Below are 16,723 nucleotides of genomic sequence, written 5' to 3'. Positions count from 1 at the left end.
CCTGAAACGCCTCTACCTGGCGACCCTGGCCCTCGACCCCACCGGACGAGGCCGCCAACGCTGGAGCAACCGCTGGCTCGGAGCCCTGAACGCCTTCGACATCGCCTTCGACGGACGCCTGTCAGCCGGACGGGTGTGAGCCAACCGGCCCACACCCGACAACAAGATCAACACCTAGACCAAACGGGTGCCGTACACCGGAATCCTGATAGTCCCCCGAGAGGAGGGTGCCCTGTGGTGTACCTGTGGGGCGAGGCGGTCCGGTGGGTGGACGACGAGCCGCAGCCCGGGGTGGTGGAGGTCTGTTTCACGGACGCGGACGGCCGACGGTGGTCGATCATCGGGAAGACCGCGATGTTCGGGACGGACCAGGCCCTCGGGCCCGGCGCGTGGATCGAAGCGGACTCGCCGTTCCCGTTCCCGGCCGACATCGACTGCACCGTGCTGGGCCCGGCCGCCGGGCGCGCGGACGAGGTCGTCACGGTGTCCATCTGGCAGCCGCACCATCTCCAAACCGTGTGCGGGCGGCGGGAGTTCACGATGCGAAGGGACCAGCTCTTCGAGGAGTGAGCCGGCCGCCGTAGGCTCCACCGCATGGAACCGATCGTGGTGAGTGCGTGTCTGGCCGGGATTCCCTGTCGGTACGACGGGCGGGCGAAGACCTCCGACGGCGCCGTGCGGCTGGTCGAGGAGGGGCGGGCCGTGGTGGTGTGCCCGGAGGGGGCGGGCGGGCTGCCGACGCCGCGGCCGCCGGCGGAGATCGTGGGCGGGGACGGCGGGGACGTGCTGGACGGGCGGGCCCGGGTGGTGGACGCGACGGGCGCGGACTGCACCGCGGAGTTCCTGGCCGGTGCCCGGGCGGCGCTGTCCGCCGCCGAGGGGGCGGGGGCCCGGCGGGCGGTGCTGATGGCGCGCAGCCCGTCCTGCGGCTGCGGTCAGGTGTACGACGGGACGTTCTCCGGGGAGCTGCGCCCGGGTGACGGGGTGACGGCGGCGCTGCTGCGCCGGGCCGGGATCGAGGTCACGGCCGGGTAGTGGACCCCCGGAGTCCGGGGGCCCACCGCCCTGAGGTCAGCGTGCGCTGGCCTCGTGGACGAAGGCGACGAGGCGGCTGAGCGCGTCCGGGTCCATGGACGGCAGCACGCCGTGGCCGAGGTTGAAGATGTGGCCGCTGGTGCCGAGCGCCTGGGCGGCGTGCAGCACCTCGCGGGCCTTGGTCTCGACGACCTTGGTGGGCGCGTACAGCACCGCCGGGTCGAGGTTGCCCTGGAGGCCCTTGCCCTGGCCGACCCGCTCGGCGGCGACGTTCAGCGGGACCCGCCAGTCGACGCCGACGATGTCGGCGCCGGCCTGGCCCATCAGGCCGAGCAGCTCGCCGGTACCGACGCCGAAGTGGATCCGCGGCACGCCGTACCCGGCGACGGCGTCGAAGACCTTGGTGCTGGACGGCATCACCGAGCGGCGGTAGTCGTCCGGCGCGAGGGCGCCGACCCAGGAGTCGAACAGCTGGACCGCGGAGGCGCCGGCCTCGATCTGCACCTTGAGGAAGGCCGAGGTGATGTCCGCGAGCCGGTCCACCAGGGCGGCCCACAGCTCGGGCTGCCCGTACATCATGGCCTTGGTGTTCTCGTGGTTCTTGGACGGGCCGCCCTCGATCAGGTAGCTGGCCAGCGTGTACGGCGCGCCGGCGAAGCCGATCAGCGGGGTCTCGCCGAGCTCGTCCACCAGCAGGCCGACGGCCTCGGTGATGTAGGGGACGTCGTCGGGCTCCAGCGGGCGCAGCCGCTTCAGGTCCTCGGCGGTGCGGATCGGGTCGGCGATGACCGGGCCGATGCCGGGCTTGATGTCGACGTCGATGCCGACGGCCTTGAGCGGCACCACGATGTCGCTGAAGAAGATCGCGGCGTCCACCTTGTGCCGGCGCACCGGCTGGAGGGTGATCTCCTTGACCAGCTCGGGCCGCATGCAGGACTCCAGCATGGGGATGCCCTCGCGGACCTTCAGGTACTCGGGCAGCGAGCGGCCGGCCTGGCGCATGAACCACACCGGGGTGTGCGGCACGGGCTCGTGCCGGCAGGCGCGCAGGAACGCCGAGTCGTGCGCGGCGCCGCGGCGCCCGGGGGTGGTCGGGCCGTCGTGGGTGGCCGCCGTGCTGTCTGCCGTAGTCTCGCTCACCGTCAAATCTTCGCACGCGTGCCGGGCCCGGTTTCCCGGCCGGTCTCGTCGGTTCCTCCAAGATCTGTCCGGGTTTGCCGTTCCGGCACGCCGCTGGGAGAGAAGTTGCGGCGATAACCCCGTTCTTCGACCTAGTCTTCGGGACATGGCAGCGGTCGGAGGGCACCCCGCACAGGGTGGCGGAGCAGGTGGCGGAGCGGGTCGCGAGGGGGCGCCGAGCGAGTTCCGGGCGGCCGTGGCGGCCCTGGACGGGGCCCGGTTGCGGCCCGAGGTGCAGCTCTCCCCCGCGCCGGCGCCGCGCCGGCTCGCCCCGTACTCGTTCGCGGTGACCGCCTCGGTCGAGGTGGACGGCGAGGAGCTGGCGGACGGCCGGCTGGTGCTGCTGTACGACCCGGCCGGGCAGGAGGCCTGGAACGGCGAGTTCCGGGTGGTCACGATGACCCGGGCCGAGCTGGAGCCGGAGATGGCCGGCGACCCGATGCTCTCCGAGGTGGGCTGGGCCTGGCTGCTGGACTCCCTGCAGGCGCACGCCGCCGGGTTCGCGGAGCCGTCCGGCACGGTGACGCTGGCCTCCTCCCAGTACTTCGGGGGCCTGGCGGACCGCCCGTCCTCGACGGAGATCGAGATCCGGGCCTCCTGGACCCCGGCCGACGGCCGCTTCGAGCGGCACCTGGCGGCCTGGGGGGACCTGCTGTGCGTCAGCGCCGGCCTGCCGCCGGCCGCCCCGGCTCCGCAGGGTCCCGCCGAGGTTCCTTCACTCGGTGGAGTGGTCCCGATGCCGGCCCGGCGACGCCCGCGGTCGCACTGACGGGTGGTGTGCGGCTCCGGCGGCACCCGGGGGCCGGACGCCACCCCCAGGGCTGACGGAGTGTGACTTCGGACCCGCTCTGCGTCAATTCATCGGTCGATACCGACCGATCGGCACCAAATCTGATCGATTTTGTGCGAATACCAGGCATGTCGCATCAATCATTTGCGCGATTTGTCCGTATTGTTACTCACTAGATCGTGATCTTTCGCTAAAGCCGGGCACGGATGCTGCCGAAGCAGTCTGTGACCCTTTCCCAACGCGGAACACTCCGACCGCCCCCATCGGGGTTCCGTCCGCCACTCCCCGCAGGAGGCCTGGTGTCGGTCCTTCTTGAGCACCCCGCAAACGTGGTCGCCTACCGGCCGACCAAGCCCACCGCCATGGTGGTCATCGCCGATCCCCGTGTCCGAAACACCGTCACCCGCCACCTGTGGGCCCTCGGTGTCCGGGACGTGATCGAGGTGTCCTCCATCGCCGAGGCCCGCCCACGGGTCTCCACCCCCCGCGACATCTGCGTCGCCGACGTCCACCTCCCGGACGGCTCCGGGCTGACCATCCTCGCCGAGACCCGCGCCGCGGGCTGGCCCAACGGCCTGGCGCTGTCCGCCGCCGACGACATCGGCGCGGTCCGCAGCGCGCTGGCCGGCGGCGTCAAGGGATACGTGGTGACCGGCACCCGGACGAACGTCGCGATGCCGGGCCGCCCCGGGATGCCGCTCGGCGCCGCCGGGCTGGCCGGCCGGATGCGCCGCCCCGGGATGCCGGGCATGCCGGGCGCGGCCGGAGCACCGGGCGCCCCCGGAGCCCCTGGTGCGCCCGGCGCGCAGCAGGCCGCCTACCGCGAGCTTTCCGGCCGCGAGGTCGAGGTGCTGCGGCTGGTCGCCGAGGGCCAGTCCAACAAGGCGATCGGCGTGGCGATGGGCCTGTCGGCGCTCACCGTGAAGAGCCACCTCGCCCGGATCGCCCGCAAGCTGGGCACCGGCGACCGCGCCGGCATGGTCGCGGTCGCGCTGCGCACCGGCATCATCCACTGAGCCGGACGCTCCGGACCGCTGCGGCGGCCGAGGAGGAACGTTTCCTCCTCGGCCGCCGCGGCGCTGTTCCGGGGCCCGCCGTCGAACTCCCGTCGTCAACCTCCCGCCGCCGAACTCCGTCACCTGACTCCCGTCACCCCCGGAGGGCCCGCGGCGGGCGAACCGCGCCCCGGAGCGGGGCGGGCCGCCCCCGGGCGATCAACAGTCTGACCAGTCCGACAACACTCCCGGCCGCGAGGACCGTCGTACCCTTGGGGGGTGACCGACGCCGTAGCAGCCATCCCAGAAGAAGCAGCCCCGGTCCCGCTCCTTGAGCCGAGGGAGGGGATCCCGCCCGTCGTGGCGGACGAACAGGCGCTGGGCGCCGTCGTCGCCGCCTTCGCCGCGGGCACCGGACCGGTGGCCGTCGATGCCGAACGGGCCTCCGGCTACCGCTACGGGCAGCGCGCCTACCTCATCCAGCTGCGCCGCGCGGGTTCCGGCTCCGCCCTGATCGACCCGATCGCCTGCCCGGACCTCAGTGCGCTCGGCAAGGCCGTCGAGGACGCCGAGTGGGTCGTCCACGCGGCCAGCCAGGACCTGCCCTGCCTGTCCGACGTCGGCATGAGACCCCAGCGCCTGTTCGACACCGAGCTGGCCGGGCGGATCGCCGGCTTCGCACGGGTCGGCCTCGGGCCGATGACCGAGAACGTGCTCGGACTGAGCCTGTCCAAGGAGCACTCCGCAGTCGACTGGTCCACCCGCCCGCTGCCCGAGCCGTGGCTGCGCTACGCCGCTCTGGACGTCGAGGTGCTGGTCGAGCTGCGCGACGCACTCGAACAGGAGCTGGACGCCCAGGGCAAGCTCGGCTGGGCGATGGAGGAGTTCGCCTCGATCGCCGCCGCGCCCCGCCCGGGCCCGCGCAACGACCCGTGGCGCCGCACCTCGCAGCTGCACAAGATCCGCCGCCGCCGTCAGCTGGCCGTGGTGCGCGAGCTGTGGCTGGTCCGCGACCGGATGGCGCAGGACCGCGACGTCTCCCCCGGCCGGGTGCTCGCCGACGCGGCGATCGTCAACGCCGCGCTGGCCATGCCGCTGAACATCGCCGCCCTGCAGGCCGTCCAGGGCTTCGGCCCGCGGGTGCACCGGCGCCAGCTGGAGCAGTGGCTGGCGGCCGTGCAGCGCGCCCGGGAGATCCCGGAGAACATGCTGCCGCCGGCCACCGCGCCGCACGACGGACCGCCGCCGCCGCGGGCCTGGGCCGAGAAGGACCCGGTGGCCGCCGCCCGGCTGTCCGGCGCGCGCGCCGCGATCAGCGAGCTGGCCGAGCGCTACCACGTGCCGGCCGAGAACCTGATGACCCCGGACACCGTCCGCCGGGTCTGCTGGCACCCGCCGGCCGAGCCGGGCCCCGAGGCCGTGGCCGCCGCGCTGCGCGGGTTCGGCGCCCGGCAGTGGCAGGTGGACCTGGTGGCGCCGGCGGTGGCCGCCGCGTTCGCCGCGGCCGCGGCCCAGGACTGATCACGCTCCAGGACCGATCACGGCAACACGTGGAAGGGGATGTCATCCGTACGGGTGGCATCCCCTTCGTCGTACCCCGTCGTCGTACCGGCTCGTCGCACCCGTTCGTCGCGCCCGGAAACGACGCTCCTGGTCGGACGGGCCGGGGAACGTGTCGGGGGACACATGGTCGGATCCCTCCGAGGGGCCTGGGCAGGTTGGTTACCGGCGGGTAGCATGGCGGTGATGCGGCGCCGCTCGGGTCTTCGACGGCGGCAGCCCGCCCAATCGTCATGTTGGTCCCTGGGAGGAGAGCCCCCGTGCCTCGTACCGCGAGGGACGTCGTCTTCGTCGATGGCGTCCGCACCCCGTTCGGCAAGGCAGGCCCGAAGGGCATCTACCACGAGACGCGCGCCGACGACCTCGTCGTCAAGTGCATCCGGGAGCTCGTGCGCCGTAACCCGAACCTGCCCGTCGAGCGCATCGACGAGGTCGCCGTCGCGGCCACCACGCAGATCGGCGACCAGGGCCTGACCATCGGGCGCACCGCCGCCCTGCTGTCCGGCCTGCCGAAGTCCGTCCCCGGCTACGCGATCGACCGCATGTGCGCCGGCGCGCTGACCGCCGTGACCACCACCGCCGGCGGCATCGCCTTCGGCGCGTACGACGTGGTCGTGGCCGGCGGTGTCGAGCACATGGGCCGCCACCCGATGGGCGAGGGCGTCGACCCGAACCCGCGCTTCGTCTCCGAGAAGCTGGTCGACGAGTCCGCCCTGTTCATGGGCATGACCGCGGAGAACCTGCACGACCGGTTCCCGCACCTGACCAAGGAGCGCTGCGACGCCTACGCCGTGCGCTCCCAGGAGAAGGCCGCCAAGGCGTACGCCAACGGCGACATCCAGCCCGACCTGGTGCCGATCTCGATCCGCAACACCAACCCCGAGGTCGGCGAGACCGGCTGGGGCCTGGCCACCGTGGACGAGCCGCTGCGCCCGGGCACCACGATGGAGTCGCTGGCCGGCCTGAAGACCCCGTTCCGCCCGCACGGCAACATCACCGCGGGCAACTCGGCCGGTCTGAACGACGGCGCCACCGCCTCGCTACTGGCCGCCGAGGACGTCGCCGAGGAGCTCGGCCTCCCGGTCAAGATGCGCCTGGTCTCCTTCGCCTTCGCGGGCGTCGAGCCCGAGGTCATGGGCATCGGCCCGGTGCCGGCCACCGAGAAGGCGCTGGCCAAGGCCGGCCTGACCATCGACGACATCCAGGCCTTCGAGATCAACGAGGCCTTCGCCGTCCAGGTCCTGTCCTTCCTGGACCACTACGGCATCGCGGACGACGACGAGCGGGTCAACCCGTACGGCGGCGCGATCGCCTTCGGCCACCCGCTGGCCTCCTCCGGCGTGCGCCTGATGAACCAGCTGGCCCGCCGCTTCGAGCAGCGCCCGGACGTCCGCTACGGCCTCACCACGATGTGCATCGGCTTCGGCATGGGCGGCACCATCATCTGGGAGAACCCCCACTGGAGCGGAGCGACCCAGAACACCGAGCTCGAGGGTGGTAAGTGACCATGACGAACACCACCGAGCTGCTGACCCGCGGCGCCGAGCTCTTCCCGGGCGAGGTCGTCACGACCGCGCACGTCCGCCACCTCGACCTGCCGCTGCAGGCCGGCCGGCTGGCCCTGATCACCCTGGACAACGGCTTCGACCACACCAAGCCGACCACCTTCGGCCCGGGCTCGCTGCTCAAGCTGAACGAGGCGCTGGACCAGGTCGCGGCCGAGGCCGCCGAGGGCACGATCGTCGGTGCCGCGATCACCGGCAAGCCGTTCATCTTCGCGGTCGGCGCCGACCTCAAGGGCGTCGAGCTGCTCAAGGAGCACGCGGACGCGCTGGCCATCGGCAAGGGCGGCCACGACGTCTTCCAGCGGATCGCCACGCTGCCCGTCCCCACCTTCGCCTTCTACAACGGCGCGGCGATGGGCGGCGGCGTCGAGGTCGGCCTGCACTGCGACTACCGCACGGTGTCGGCGGGCGTCCCGGCCTTCTCGCTGCCCGAGGTCTTCCTCGGCCTCGTCCCCGGCTGGGGCGGCTGCACCATCCTGCCGAACCTGGTGGGTGCCGGTAAGGCCGTCAAGGTCATCGTCGAGAACTCGATGAACCAGAACAAGCAGCTCAAGGGCAAGGACGTGTTCGAGCTGGGGATCGCCGACGCGATCTTCGAGCCGGCCGACTTCCTGGAGCAGTCGCTGCTCTGGGCCGCCAAGGTCGTCAAGGGCGACGTCGTCGTCGAGCGCGAGGCGATCGACCGCGGCAAGGCCTGGGACGACGCCGTCCTCTGGGGCCGCATGGTCGCCGACGCCAAGGTGCACGGCGCCGCTCCGGCCGCCTACAGGGCGCTGGACATCATCGCCGCCGCCAAGGACTTCGACCTCGCGGACAAGGCCAGCCTGCAGGCCGGCTTCGACGCCGAGGACGCGGCCCTGGCCGACCTCATCATGAGCGGCGAGCTGCGCAGCGGCATCTACGCCTTCAACCTGGTGCAGCGCCGGGCCAAGCGCCCGGTCGGCGCGCCGGACACGTCGCTGGCCCGCCCGGTCACCAAGGTCGGCGTCGTCGGCGCCGGCCTGATGGCCTCGCAGCTGGCGCTGCTGTTCGCCCGCCGTCTGGAGGTGCCGGTGGTCCTCACCGACATCGACCAGGAGCGCGTGGACAAGGGCGTCGGCTACGTCCACGCCGAGATCGACAAGCTGCTCGGCAAGGGCCGGATCGGCCAGGACAAGGCCAACCGTCTCAAGGGCCTGGTCTCCGGCTCGCTGGACAAGGCCGCCGCCTTCGGCGACGCGGACTTCGTCATCGAGGCCGTGTTCGAGGAGATGGGCGTCAAGCAGGCCGTCTTCGCGGACCTGGAGAACGTGGTCTCGCCGACCTGCGTGCTGGCGACCAACACCTCCTCGCTGTCGGTCACCGAGATGGCCTCGAAGCTGAAGCACCCCGAGCGGGTCGTCGGCTTCCACTTCTTCAACCCGGTCGCGATCCTGCCGCTGCTGGAGATCGTCCGCGGCGACTCGACGGACGACGCCTCGCTGGCCACCGCCTTCGCGGTGTCCAAGAAGCTGAAGAAGACCTCGGTGCTCTGCAAGGACCGCCCCGCGTTCGTGGTGAACCGGATCCTGACCCGCTTCATGGGCGAGATCCAGGGCATCATCGACGAGGGCACCCCGATCGCCGACGTCGAGAAGGCCGTCGAGCCGCTCGGCCTGCCGATGTCCCCGATCGTGCTGCTGGAGCTGGTCGGCCCGGCCATCGCCCTGCACGTCTCGGAGACCCTGCACGGCGCCTTCCCGGAGCGGTTCACCGTCTCCGAGAACCTCGCCAAGGTGGTCAAGGCCGGCAAGCGCGGCTTCTACACCTGGACGGACGGCCAGCAGGTCCTCGACCCCGAGGTGCTGGAGCTGCTGACCTTCGGCGACTCGGTGCTCACCGGGGAGCAGGTCCGCGCCCGCGCCCTGGAGGCCGTGGCGCAGGAGATCGGCCTGATGCTGGAGGAGGGTGTCGTCGCCGAGGCGCAGGACATCGACCTCTGCATGATCACCGGTGCCGGCTGGCCCTTCCACCTGGGCGGGATCACCCCGTACCTGGACCGTGAGGGCGTCTCGGAGCGGGTGAACGGCAAGGCCTTCCTCGCCCCCGGCGTGGCCTCGGTGCCCGCGTAACGCAGGGCCCGAACACGGAGGAGCCCCGGTGACCATGCGGTCACCGGGGCTCCTCCGTGTGTACGGGGCTGCCGCCCGGACGCGGCGTGTATGGCGTTTCCGCCCGAGGTCCTGTGTACGGCGTTTCCGCCAGGAGTTCGTGTGTACGGCGTTGCCGCGAGGAAACCGGGTGCGGGCCGCCTCAGTGCTTGAGGCGGTACACCACCGTGTCGGCGAAGACGCCGACCATCTCGTAGTGGGTGTCCAGCAGGTTCTCGATCCGGGGGACCATGACCGGCTGGTACGGGGCGATGCCGGAGTCGTCGACCACGACCTCGGGCAGGCCGTTGGCCAGCTCCTTGTCGAAGGTCTGCCAGGCGTTGGAGACGCTGAACTGCTCGCCGACGTTCTGGTTGCCGTCCTTGCCGCCGCTGTAGTTGGTGAGGAAGCCGGCGGTCAGGTAGCGGGTGGCGGGCTTGCGGTCGGCCAGCCAGTACAGCTCGGGGTGCATGCCCCAGACCAGCACGGTGTCCTTGGGGGTGGTCTGGGCGGCGACGGCGGTGGCGACCTCGGTGGTGCGGTTGAGCCGCTCCCCCGGCCAGGCCAGCGCCAGGCTCCAGAACACCGTGGCGGCGGCCGTGGTGTACAGCAGGACGGGCTTCCAGCGGATCGCCGAGGTGGCGACCGCCCCGGTGCCCAGCAGCACCAGCGGCGGGATCAGCTGGAGGTAGTAGTGGCCGAAGAAGTGGAAGCCCACGCTGACCGCGACGACCGAGGAGAGCAGCCAGACCCACAGGTCGGTGGTCGAGCCGTGCTCCTCGCCGGCCACCGGCAGCGGGCGGTGGCGGTGCTTGAGCCAGAGCCGGCGTCCGACCGGGAGCAGGAAGCCCAGGCCGGCCGCGGCCAGGATGGCCGAGTTGCCGAAGGCCCGGCCGAGCATCTGGAGCCAGGCGCCGCCGAAGGAGGCGTAGTCGCCGCTGCCGGTGACCACCCAGAAGAGGAAGCCCTTGGGCTTGGTGAGGATCACCGCGACCAGCGCTATCGGCAGGGTGAAGCCGAACCCGATCTTGAACAGCGCGGGCGGCCAGCGCACCCCGCGCCGGCGGGCGTCCTGGAACAGCATCCAGAGCACCGGCAGCAGCACCGCGCCGCCGGTCTGCTTGGTCAGTGAGCAGAGGGCGACCGCGATGCCCGCGGCCAGCCAGCGGCGCCGTTCGGCGTACCGGAAGGCGGCCACCATGGCGGGCAGCATGAAGACCTCGAAGGTCGCCGCCTGGGTGTCCTCCGGGGAGAGCCCGATGGAGACCAGCAGGTAGAGCAGTCCGGCCCCGGCCCCGGCCCGGTTGCCCCAGCGGCCGCGGGCGATCGAGGCCAGCAGGATCGCGGTGACCAGGTGGGCCACCACCGCCAGGGTGCGCAGCGGCCAGAGCGAGGCGGAGCCGAAGACCGCGAAGCAGGCCTGGTAGAGCCAGGGCAGCAGCGGTGGTTTGCGGTCCACCACGGTGTCGTACAGCACCCCGCCGTCCGCCAGCATCCGGGCCTGGGTGGCCAGGAAGCCCTCGTCCGGGCTCCAGACGGGCCGGGCGAAGGAGGGGATGTGGGTGAGCAGCGCGACCAGCGCGAGCACCGGCACCAGCCTGGTCCAGTACCCGGTGAGAACACGGGTACGGACGCGCTCGGGCAGGCGCTCGGCCAGTCCGGTGAGGCGGAGGCGGGTGGGGGTCGGCACGGGTGACAACCTACCGGGCGGGATCGGCGCCGGTGGCGCCGGTCCCGCCTTTCAGTGCGATTGTCAGCTTGTTCCGTGACGAACTGTTACGGAGTTACGACAAACGGTCGTCTGCGGAACGGGTGACCGCTCCCCCGGACGGCCTCCGGTCAGGCCTTGACCGGCGCCGCGTCCAGCTTGGCGACCAGAGCCGTCACCTTTCGGGCGATGTCCGGGGCGTTCAGGCCGATCTCGGCCAGGATCTCGGCCCGGCTGGCGTGGTCCAGGAACTCCTGCGGGATGCCGAAGTCGCGCACCGGCAGGTCCACGTCCGCGTCCCGCAGCGCCTGCGCCACGGCGGCGCCGACGCCGCCCACCCGGCCGTTGTCCTCGATCGTGACGACCACCCGGTGCTCGGCGGCCAGGCCCGGCAGGGCCGCGTCCACCGGCTTGACCCAGCGCGGGTCCACCACGGTGGCGGTGACGCCCTGGGCGGCCAGCAGGTCGGCGACCTCCAGGCTGGTGGGGGCCATCGCGCCGACCGAGACGATCAGCACGTCGGCGCGGTGGGCGCCGGAGGGCTCCTCGGCGGCGCGCAGCACGTCCATGCCGCCGATCCGGCCGACCGCGGGGACGGCCGGGCCGACCGTGCCCTTGGAGTAGCGGACCACGGTCGGGGCGTCCTTGACCTCGACGGCCTCGCGCAGCTGCGCGCGGACCTGGTCGGCGTCGCGCGGGGCGGCCAGCCGCAGGGTCGGGATGATCTGCAGCATCGACATGTCCCACATGCCGTTGTGCGAGGCGCCGTCGTCGCCGGTGACGCCGGCCCGGTCCAGGACGAAGGTGACGCCCAGCTTGTGCAGGGCGACGTCCATCAGGACCTGGTCGAAGGCCCGGTTGAGGAAGGTCGCGTAGACCGCGAACACCGGGTGCAGGCCGTTGGTGGCCAGGCCGGCGGCGCTGGTGACGGCGTGCTGCTCGGCGATGCCGACGTCGAAGATCCGGTCCGGGAAGGCCTCGGCGAACGGGGCCAGGCCCACCGGGTGGAGCATCGCGGCGGTGATGCCGACGATGTCCTCGCGCTCGTGGCCGAGCGCGACCATCTCCTCGGCGAAGACCGAGGTCCAGCTCCGGCCGCCGCCGCTCGTGATCGGCAGGCCGGTCTCCGGGTGGATCTTGCCGACCGCGTGGAAGCGGTCCTCGTCGTTGTTCTCGGCGGCGTGGTAGCCGCGGCCCTTCTCGGTGAGGCAGTGCACGATCACCGGGCCGCCGAAGCCGCGCGCCTTGGTCAGCGCGGACTCCAGGGCGGCCATGTCGTGGCCGTCGATCGGGCCGATGTACTTGAGGCCGAGGTCCTCGAACATGCCCTGCGGGGCGATGAAGTCCTTGAGGCCCTTCTTGGCGCCGTGCAGCGTCTCGAACAGCTGCTGGCCGACCACCGGGGTGCGCTGGAGCGCGTCCTTGCCCCAGGACAGGAAGCGCTCGTAGCCCTGGGTGGTGCGCAGGGTGGCGAGGTGGTTGGCCAGGCCGCCGATGGTCGGGGAGTACGAGCGCTCGTTGTCGTTCACGACGATGACGAGCGGGCGGTCCTCGGCGTCGGCGATGTTGTTGAGCGCCTCCCAGGCCATGCCGCCGGTGAGCGCGCCGTCGCCGATCACCGCGACGACCGGGTCGTTCTTGCCCAGGATCTGGTTGGCCTTGGCCAGGCCGTCGGCGTACGAGAGGACCGTGGAGGCGTGCGAGTTCTCGATCACGTCGTGCTCGGACTCGGCCCGGGACGGGTAGCCGGACAGGCCGCCCTTCATCCGCAGCCGGGAGAAGTCCTGGCGGCCGGTGAGCAGCTTGTGGACGTAGCTCTGGTGGCCGGTGTCGAAGAGGATGCGGTCGCGCGGGGAGTCGAAGACCCGGTGCAGCGCGATGGTGAGCTCCACCACGCCGAGGTTGGGCCCGAGGTGGCCACCCGTCTTGGAGACCTCGGTCACCAGGAAGGTCCGGATCTCCTGGGCCAGTGCGGCCAGCTGTCCGGGCGTGAGCCGGTCGAGATCGCGCGGTCCCCGAATGCGGGTCAGCAGGGCCACCCGTTCCTCCTCGTTCAGTGTTCGCGGACCACGGACGGTCCGACGGGCGTCGCTGCCCGGCCCGGCGGCAGTCCGACGGTCCGGCCGGTGGCGACCGGTCGAGTCTAATGTCCGCCTGCCGGACACCAAGCGGCGCGCCCGGTGCCACCGTTCGGTTACCGCCATTCCGGGAGGTCGGGCCGGGAAGCCGGGTCACTTCAGGTTGACGTACAGGCGTTTGAATACGCGGGCGGGCCGGACGGCGGTGTCAGGCGCGGCCCAGCGCGCCGGACTCCCCCATCTCGCTCATCACCAGGGCCAGCGCGCCGAGCACCTCGGCCCGGCCGCCGAGGGTGCCGGGGACGACCGAGAGCTGACGGGCGGCGCTCGGGATCGCGTACCGGGCCACCGAGTCCCGGATCGGGGCGAGCACCAGCTCACCGGCCTCGGCGAGGTCCCCGCCGAGGATCACCCGGCGGGGGTTCAGCAGGTTGCAGAGGGTGGCGACGCCGGTGCCGATCTGCCGGCCCGCGTCGGCGATCACCCGGCGGCAGCCGAGGTCGCCCTGCTGGGCCAGCTCGACCACCCGGGGCAGGCTGAGGTCCTGGCCGAGGGTGGGGGCGAGCAGCGAGAGCAGGTAGCGGGAGCCGACGAAGGTCTCCAGGCAGCCGCGGTTGCCGCAGCGGCAGACCGGCCCGGCCTCGTCCAGGGTGATGTGCCCGATCTCACCCGCGGTGCCGCCCGGGCCGCGGTAGATCTGGCCGTTCACCACCAGCCCGGCGCCGACCCCGCTGGCGACCTTGATGTAGGCGAGGTCGCTCAGCCCGCGGCCGGCGCCCCAGACCAGCTCGCCGAGCGCGCCCAGGTTGGCGTCGTTGTCCACGTGCACCGGCATGCCGAGCCGCTCGGCCAGCTCCCGGCCCGGGGCGATGCCCGTCCAGCCGGGCAGGATCGCGGTGGAGCCGAGCGCGCCGGTCTCCACGTCGATCGGGCCGGGCACGCCGAGGCCGACGCCGATCACCTTGTCGGAACGGAAGCCGGCCTGCGTCAGCAGCCGCTCGACCATCGCCTCGGCGCGGTCGAAGCCCTGCTGGGCGGAGACGTCGACGTCGATCGGGGCGCTCTCCTCGGCCAGCACCCGGTGGGCCAGGTTGCCGACCGCGACGCGCAGGTGGGTGTGGCCGAAGTCGATGCCGACCACGATGCCGGCGTCCCCGCTGAGCGAGACGCTGCGGGCGCGGCGGCCGCCGGAGGAGGTGTCGGCGACCACGACGGTGCCGCTCTCCTTCAACTCCCGCACGATGTTGGACACGGTGGCCGCGGACAGTCCGGTGCCGCGGGCGATCTCGGCCTGGGTCAGCGAGCCGGCCATCCGCACCGCGCGGAGCACCCGTTCCAGGTTCGCCCGGTGCAGCGACGACTGCGAGCCCGGTGTGTCCGTCGACATGATCCACCCTCCCAGGGCGGGGACCCCTCCGCCGGGCGTCCCCTTCAACTCCTGAAGGGTACGGCCCGGGGGCCCGGGCGGGGATCCCGGCTGCGGCGGGCGGGCGCGCAGGGGGGCGCGGACGGCGGCCGCCCGGCGCGGGCCGGCGAGCGGGGGCGCGGGCGTGGGGGCGCGGTGATCGGGGGGTGAAGGTGTTGCGCGGCCCGGGCCTGCGGGGACGGGGAACCGCTGTCCTGGCGACGGCCGAAAACCACGCACCACTAACATGGTGCCACTTCTCACCCGTCCCATCGGGGCCGTGGACGGCACCGCCAGGGGGACGCATCCAGACATGACGGGGAATCAGATGGCAGGGGATCACCCTACGCCGGGTGCAGGCGAAACGCCCGGCAGCGGTCCGCAGGACAACCGGGGCGTCTCGTTCGGGCGCCCGCCGGGCGGCGGGGTCGATCCGGCCGCCGTCGCGGACCAGATGACGCAGCTCGACGGCGCCGCCGTCCCGGGGCAGGTCACCCCGGGCCCGGTCGCGCCCGCGGGCCCGCCGCCCGGCCAGCCGCCGGCACCGCCCGTGCAGCCGCCCGCGCAGCCGTCGGTCGGCAGCCCGGAGTACGCGGCGTACGCGCCGACCGCCCCTGGGTTCCCCAGCCAGGCCCCGCCGCCGCCCGGTGCCGCGCCGGTCGGCCCGTACGACCCGGTCCCCGGTGCCCCGTACGGCGCCCCGGACGCCGGGCAGGCCTACAACCCGGGCGGCTACAACTACCCGCAGCAGCCCGGGTACGGCTACCCCGTCGCGCCGGTCGCGCCCAAGCAGCGCAACCCGGTGATGCTGTGGGGCGGGATCATCGGCGGCGTGCTGGCGATCTCGATCGTGGTCGCCCTGGTCGTCCTGCTCAAGGACCCCAAGCCCGCCCCCGACCCGGGCCCGGACCCGGTCAGCACCGGCACCACCGACAACGGCGGGACCAGCAGCGGCCCCACCCCCGCCCCCGCTCCCAAGGGCGCCACCTTCAACGTCGCCTGGAGCGCCCCCAAGCCGGCCAACGCGGACAGCTCGAACCAGATGCTCGGCGTCTGGGGCACCGACAAGCTCGCGGTGCGCGTCGACAGCTCCGGGATCAGGGCCTTCAACCTGACCGACGGCAAGGAGGCGTGGACCATCGCCGCCCCGGCCGGCAGCAAGGAGCTGTGCACCGCCTCGTACGCCGCCAACTCCAAGGGCGTCGCCGCCGTCTCCTTCAACACCGGTGACAGCGACTGCTCCACCGTCGGCGCCATCGACCTGACCCAGGGCAAGCTGCTCTGGAGCGTCAAGGTCTCGGCCGACCGGATGTCCTCGCCGACCCTCAGCGTCACCGAGAACGTCGTCGCCGTCGGCGGCAACGCCGTCGCCGCCCTGAACATCGCCAACGGCCAGCCGGCCTGGCAGTACCAGCCGCGCGACAAGGACTGCGTCCTGCGCGGCAAGGCGGCCGGCGCCCAGATCGCGGTCAGCGACCGCTGCTACGGCACCAGCGGCCCGAAGTCGCAGCTGGTCATCGTCAACGCCGAGACCGGCAAGCCGGCCAGCACCCCGATCACCCTCACCGGCAACATCGAGGAGGTCGACTCGGTCGTCCAGGACAAGCCGCTGGTACTGCTGATGGGCAACGGCCCGCAGGGCGACTACGTCCTGCCGTTCGACAAGGACAACAAGCCGGGCACCCAGATGTCCGTCAAGGAGCCCGGCGCGGACAGCCTGCGCCTCTCCGGCCAGAACGAGGCCCTCACCCGCAACGTGGTCAGCGGCACCACGCTGTACGTCCAGGTCAGCGGCGGCAAGCCGGGCATCAACGCCTACGACCTGAACACCGGCAAGCGGCTGTGGTCGGCCAACTCCGGTTCGACGAGCAACGACATGCGCCTGGTGGCCGGGACCGACAAGGACGGCAAGGTCCGCGCGATCGTCGACCAGGGCTACAACAAGCCGGCCCGGCTGGTGACGCTCTCGCCCACCGACGGCTCGATGTCCGACCTCGGCACCATGACGATGCCGAGCAGCATGGGCATCGGCAGCAGCACCTCCGAGTACCTGGTCTCGGACGACGGCGCCGCCGTCTACGCGTTCCGCCGCTACAGCGCCAGCGACGGTCCGCTGACCAAGTGGAAGAAGTGACGCCGGGGCGCCTCCGGGGCTGATCCCGGGGGCGTGACCCCTCGTCGCGGGCCGCGCGGCGACCGACACGGGCGGGGCGGGCACGGGCTGATCGCCCGGGCCCGCCCCGCCTGTGATTTTTCGGCCGCCCCGTCCGTTGGACGTGCGAGGATTCGGACCATCAGTC

Annotated in this window: 12 protein-coding genes and 1 pseudogene; 9 read left to right on the top strand and 4 right to left on the bottom strand. The window is 72.5% G+C overall.

The features are described from left to right. The 3 genes and pseudogenes from AMK13_RS45490 to AMK13_RS35020 all read left to right on the top strand — a co-directional run. Positions 1 to 139, top strand: a pseudogene (locus AMK13_RS45490) (IS256 family transposase); the annotation flags it as partial. Between the two features lie 95 nt (positions 140 to 234). Continuing rightward, entirely contained in the window at positions 235 to 570 is a 336-nt protein-coding gene (locus AMK13_RS35025) for a hypothetical protein (RefSeq protein WP_074005622.1), read from the top strand. Between the two features lie 24 nt (positions 571 to 594). Beyond that, positions 595 to 1,035: a DUF523 domain-containing protein gene (locus AMK13_RS35020; RefSeq protein WP_074005621.1), complete on the top strand. Its 441-nt coding sequence runs from the start codon at positions 595 to 597 to the stop codon at positions 1,033 to 1,035. Positions 1,036 to 1,071: 36 nt separating this feature from the next. Here AMK13_RS35020 and hemE read toward each other — a convergent pair whose 3' ends face one another. Further along, positions 1,072 to 2,085, bottom strand: a complete 1,014-nt coding sequence (gene hemE, locus AMK13_RS35015; RefSeq protein ID WP_234348351.1) for a uroporphyrinogen decarboxylase — start codon at positions 2,083 to 2,085, stop codon at positions 1,072 to 1,074. A gap of 235 nt (positions 2,086 to 2,320) precedes the next feature. Between hemE and AMK13_RS35010 the strand changes: the two genes are divergently transcribed. From AMK13_RS35010 to AMK13_RS34990, 5 genes are all read left to right on the top strand, one after another. After that, the gene (locus tag AMK13_RS35010) at positions 2,321 to 2,983 is read left to right on the top strand and encodes a DUF3000 domain-containing protein (protein WP_074005620.1); all 663 of its coding nucleotides are present in this window, start codon (positions 2,321 to 2,323) and stop codon (positions 2,981 to 2,983) included. Positions 2,984 to 3,303: 320 nt separating this feature from the next. Further along, positions 3,304 to 4,020, top strand: a complete 717-nt coding sequence (locus AMK13_RS35005) for a response regulator transcription factor (RefSeq protein WP_049651279.1) — start codon at positions 3,304 to 3,306, stop codon at positions 4,018 to 4,020. A 258-nt stretch (positions 4,021 to 4,278) separates the two neighbouring features. Next, complete coding sequence (locus AMK13_RS35000; RefSeq protein WP_074005619.1) at positions 4,279 to 5,520, top strand: ribonuclease D; 1,242 nt, start codon at positions 4,279 to 4,281, stop codon at positions 5,518 to 5,520. A 299-nt stretch (positions 5,521 to 5,819) separates the two neighbouring features. Beyond that, positions 5,820 to 7,064, top strand: coding sequence for a thiolase family protein (locus tag AMK13_RS34995; protein ID WP_049651277.1), 1,245 nt, complete (start codon positions 5,820 to 5,822; stop codon positions 7,062 to 7,064). A 2-nt stretch (positions 7,065 to 7,066) separates the two neighbouring features. Further along, positions 7,067 to 9,214 (top strand): 3-hydroxyacyl-CoA dehydrogenase NAD-binding domain-containing protein, encoded by a 2,148-nt coding sequence (locus AMK13_RS34990; RefSeq protein WP_074005618.1) that lies wholly within the window; start codon positions 7,067 to 7,069, stop codon positions 9,212 to 9,214. A 181-nt stretch (positions 9,215 to 9,395) separates the two neighbouring features. On the opposite strand, the gene AMK13_RS34985 is transcribed toward AMK13_RS34990, so the two are convergent. From AMK13_RS34985 to AMK13_RS34975, 3 genes are all read right to left on the bottom strand, one after another. Then, positions 9,396 to 10,922, bottom strand: coding sequence for an ArnT family glycosyltransferase (locus AMK13_RS34985; RefSeq protein ID WP_234348350.1), 1,527 nt, complete (start codon positions 10,920 to 10,922; stop codon positions 9,396 to 9,398). A 149-nt stretch (positions 10,923 to 11,071) separates the two neighbouring features. Continuing rightward, positions 11,072 to 12,979 carry a 1-deoxy-D-xylulose-5-phosphate synthase gene (gene dxs / locus AMK13_RS34980; RefSeq protein ID WP_241853163.1) on the bottom strand — a complete coding sequence of 636 codons (1,908 nt, stop codon included), beginning with the start codon at positions 12,977 to 12,979 and terminating at the stop codon, positions 11,072 to 11,074. Positions 12,980 to 13,226: 247 nt separating this feature from the next. Further along, on the bottom strand, positions 13,227 to 14,405 hold the full coding sequence (locus tag AMK13_RS34975) for an ROK family transcriptional regulator (RefSeq protein WP_049651274.1): 1,179 nt from the start codon (positions 14,403 to 14,405) through the stop codon (positions 13,227 to 13,229). A 472-nt stretch (positions 14,406 to 14,877) separates the two neighbouring features. On the opposite strand from AMK13_RS34975, the gene AMK13_RS34970 reads away from it, so the two are divergent. Continuing rightward, complete coding sequence (locus tag AMK13_RS34970; RefSeq protein WP_074005617.1) at positions 14,878 to 16,557, top strand: outer membrane protein assembly factor BamB family protein; 1,680 nt, start codon at positions 14,878 to 14,880, stop codon at positions 16,555 to 16,557. Positions 16,558 to 16,723 lie beyond the last annotated feature (166 nt).

This window comes from Streptomyces sp. CB02056 (assembly GCF_001905545.1).
Classification (GTDB): Bacteria; Actinomycetota; Actinomycetes; order Streptomycetales; family Streptomycetaceae; genus Kitasatospora.
The sequence above is the reverse complement of the archived record's forward strand: the minus strand, read 5'-3'. Positions and strand labels throughout refer to the sequence as shown.

Excerpts from the sequence above, each read along its gene's own strand:
- AMK13_RS35020 (WP_074005621.1), top strand. The coding sequence starts at position 595 with ATGGAACCGATCGTGGTGAGTGCGTGTCTGGCCGGGATTCCCTGTCGG.
- AMK13_RS35010 (WP_074005620.1), top strand. The coding sequence starts at position 2,321 with ATGGCAGCGGTCGGAGGGCACCCCGCACAGGGTGGCGGAGCAGGTGGC.
- AMK13_RS34990 (WP_074005618.1), top strand. The coding sequence starts at position 7,067 with ATGACGAACACCACCGAGCTGCTGACCCGCGGCGCCGAGCTCTTCCCG.
- AMK13_RS34975 (WP_049651274.1), bottom strand. The coding sequence starts at position 14,405 with ATGTCGACGGACACACCGGGCTCGCAGTCGTCGCTGCACCGGGCGAAC.
- AMK13_RS34970 (WP_074005617.1), top strand. The coding sequence starts at position 14,878 with ATGACGCAGCTCGACGGCGCCGCCGTCCCGGGGCAGGTCACCCCGGGC.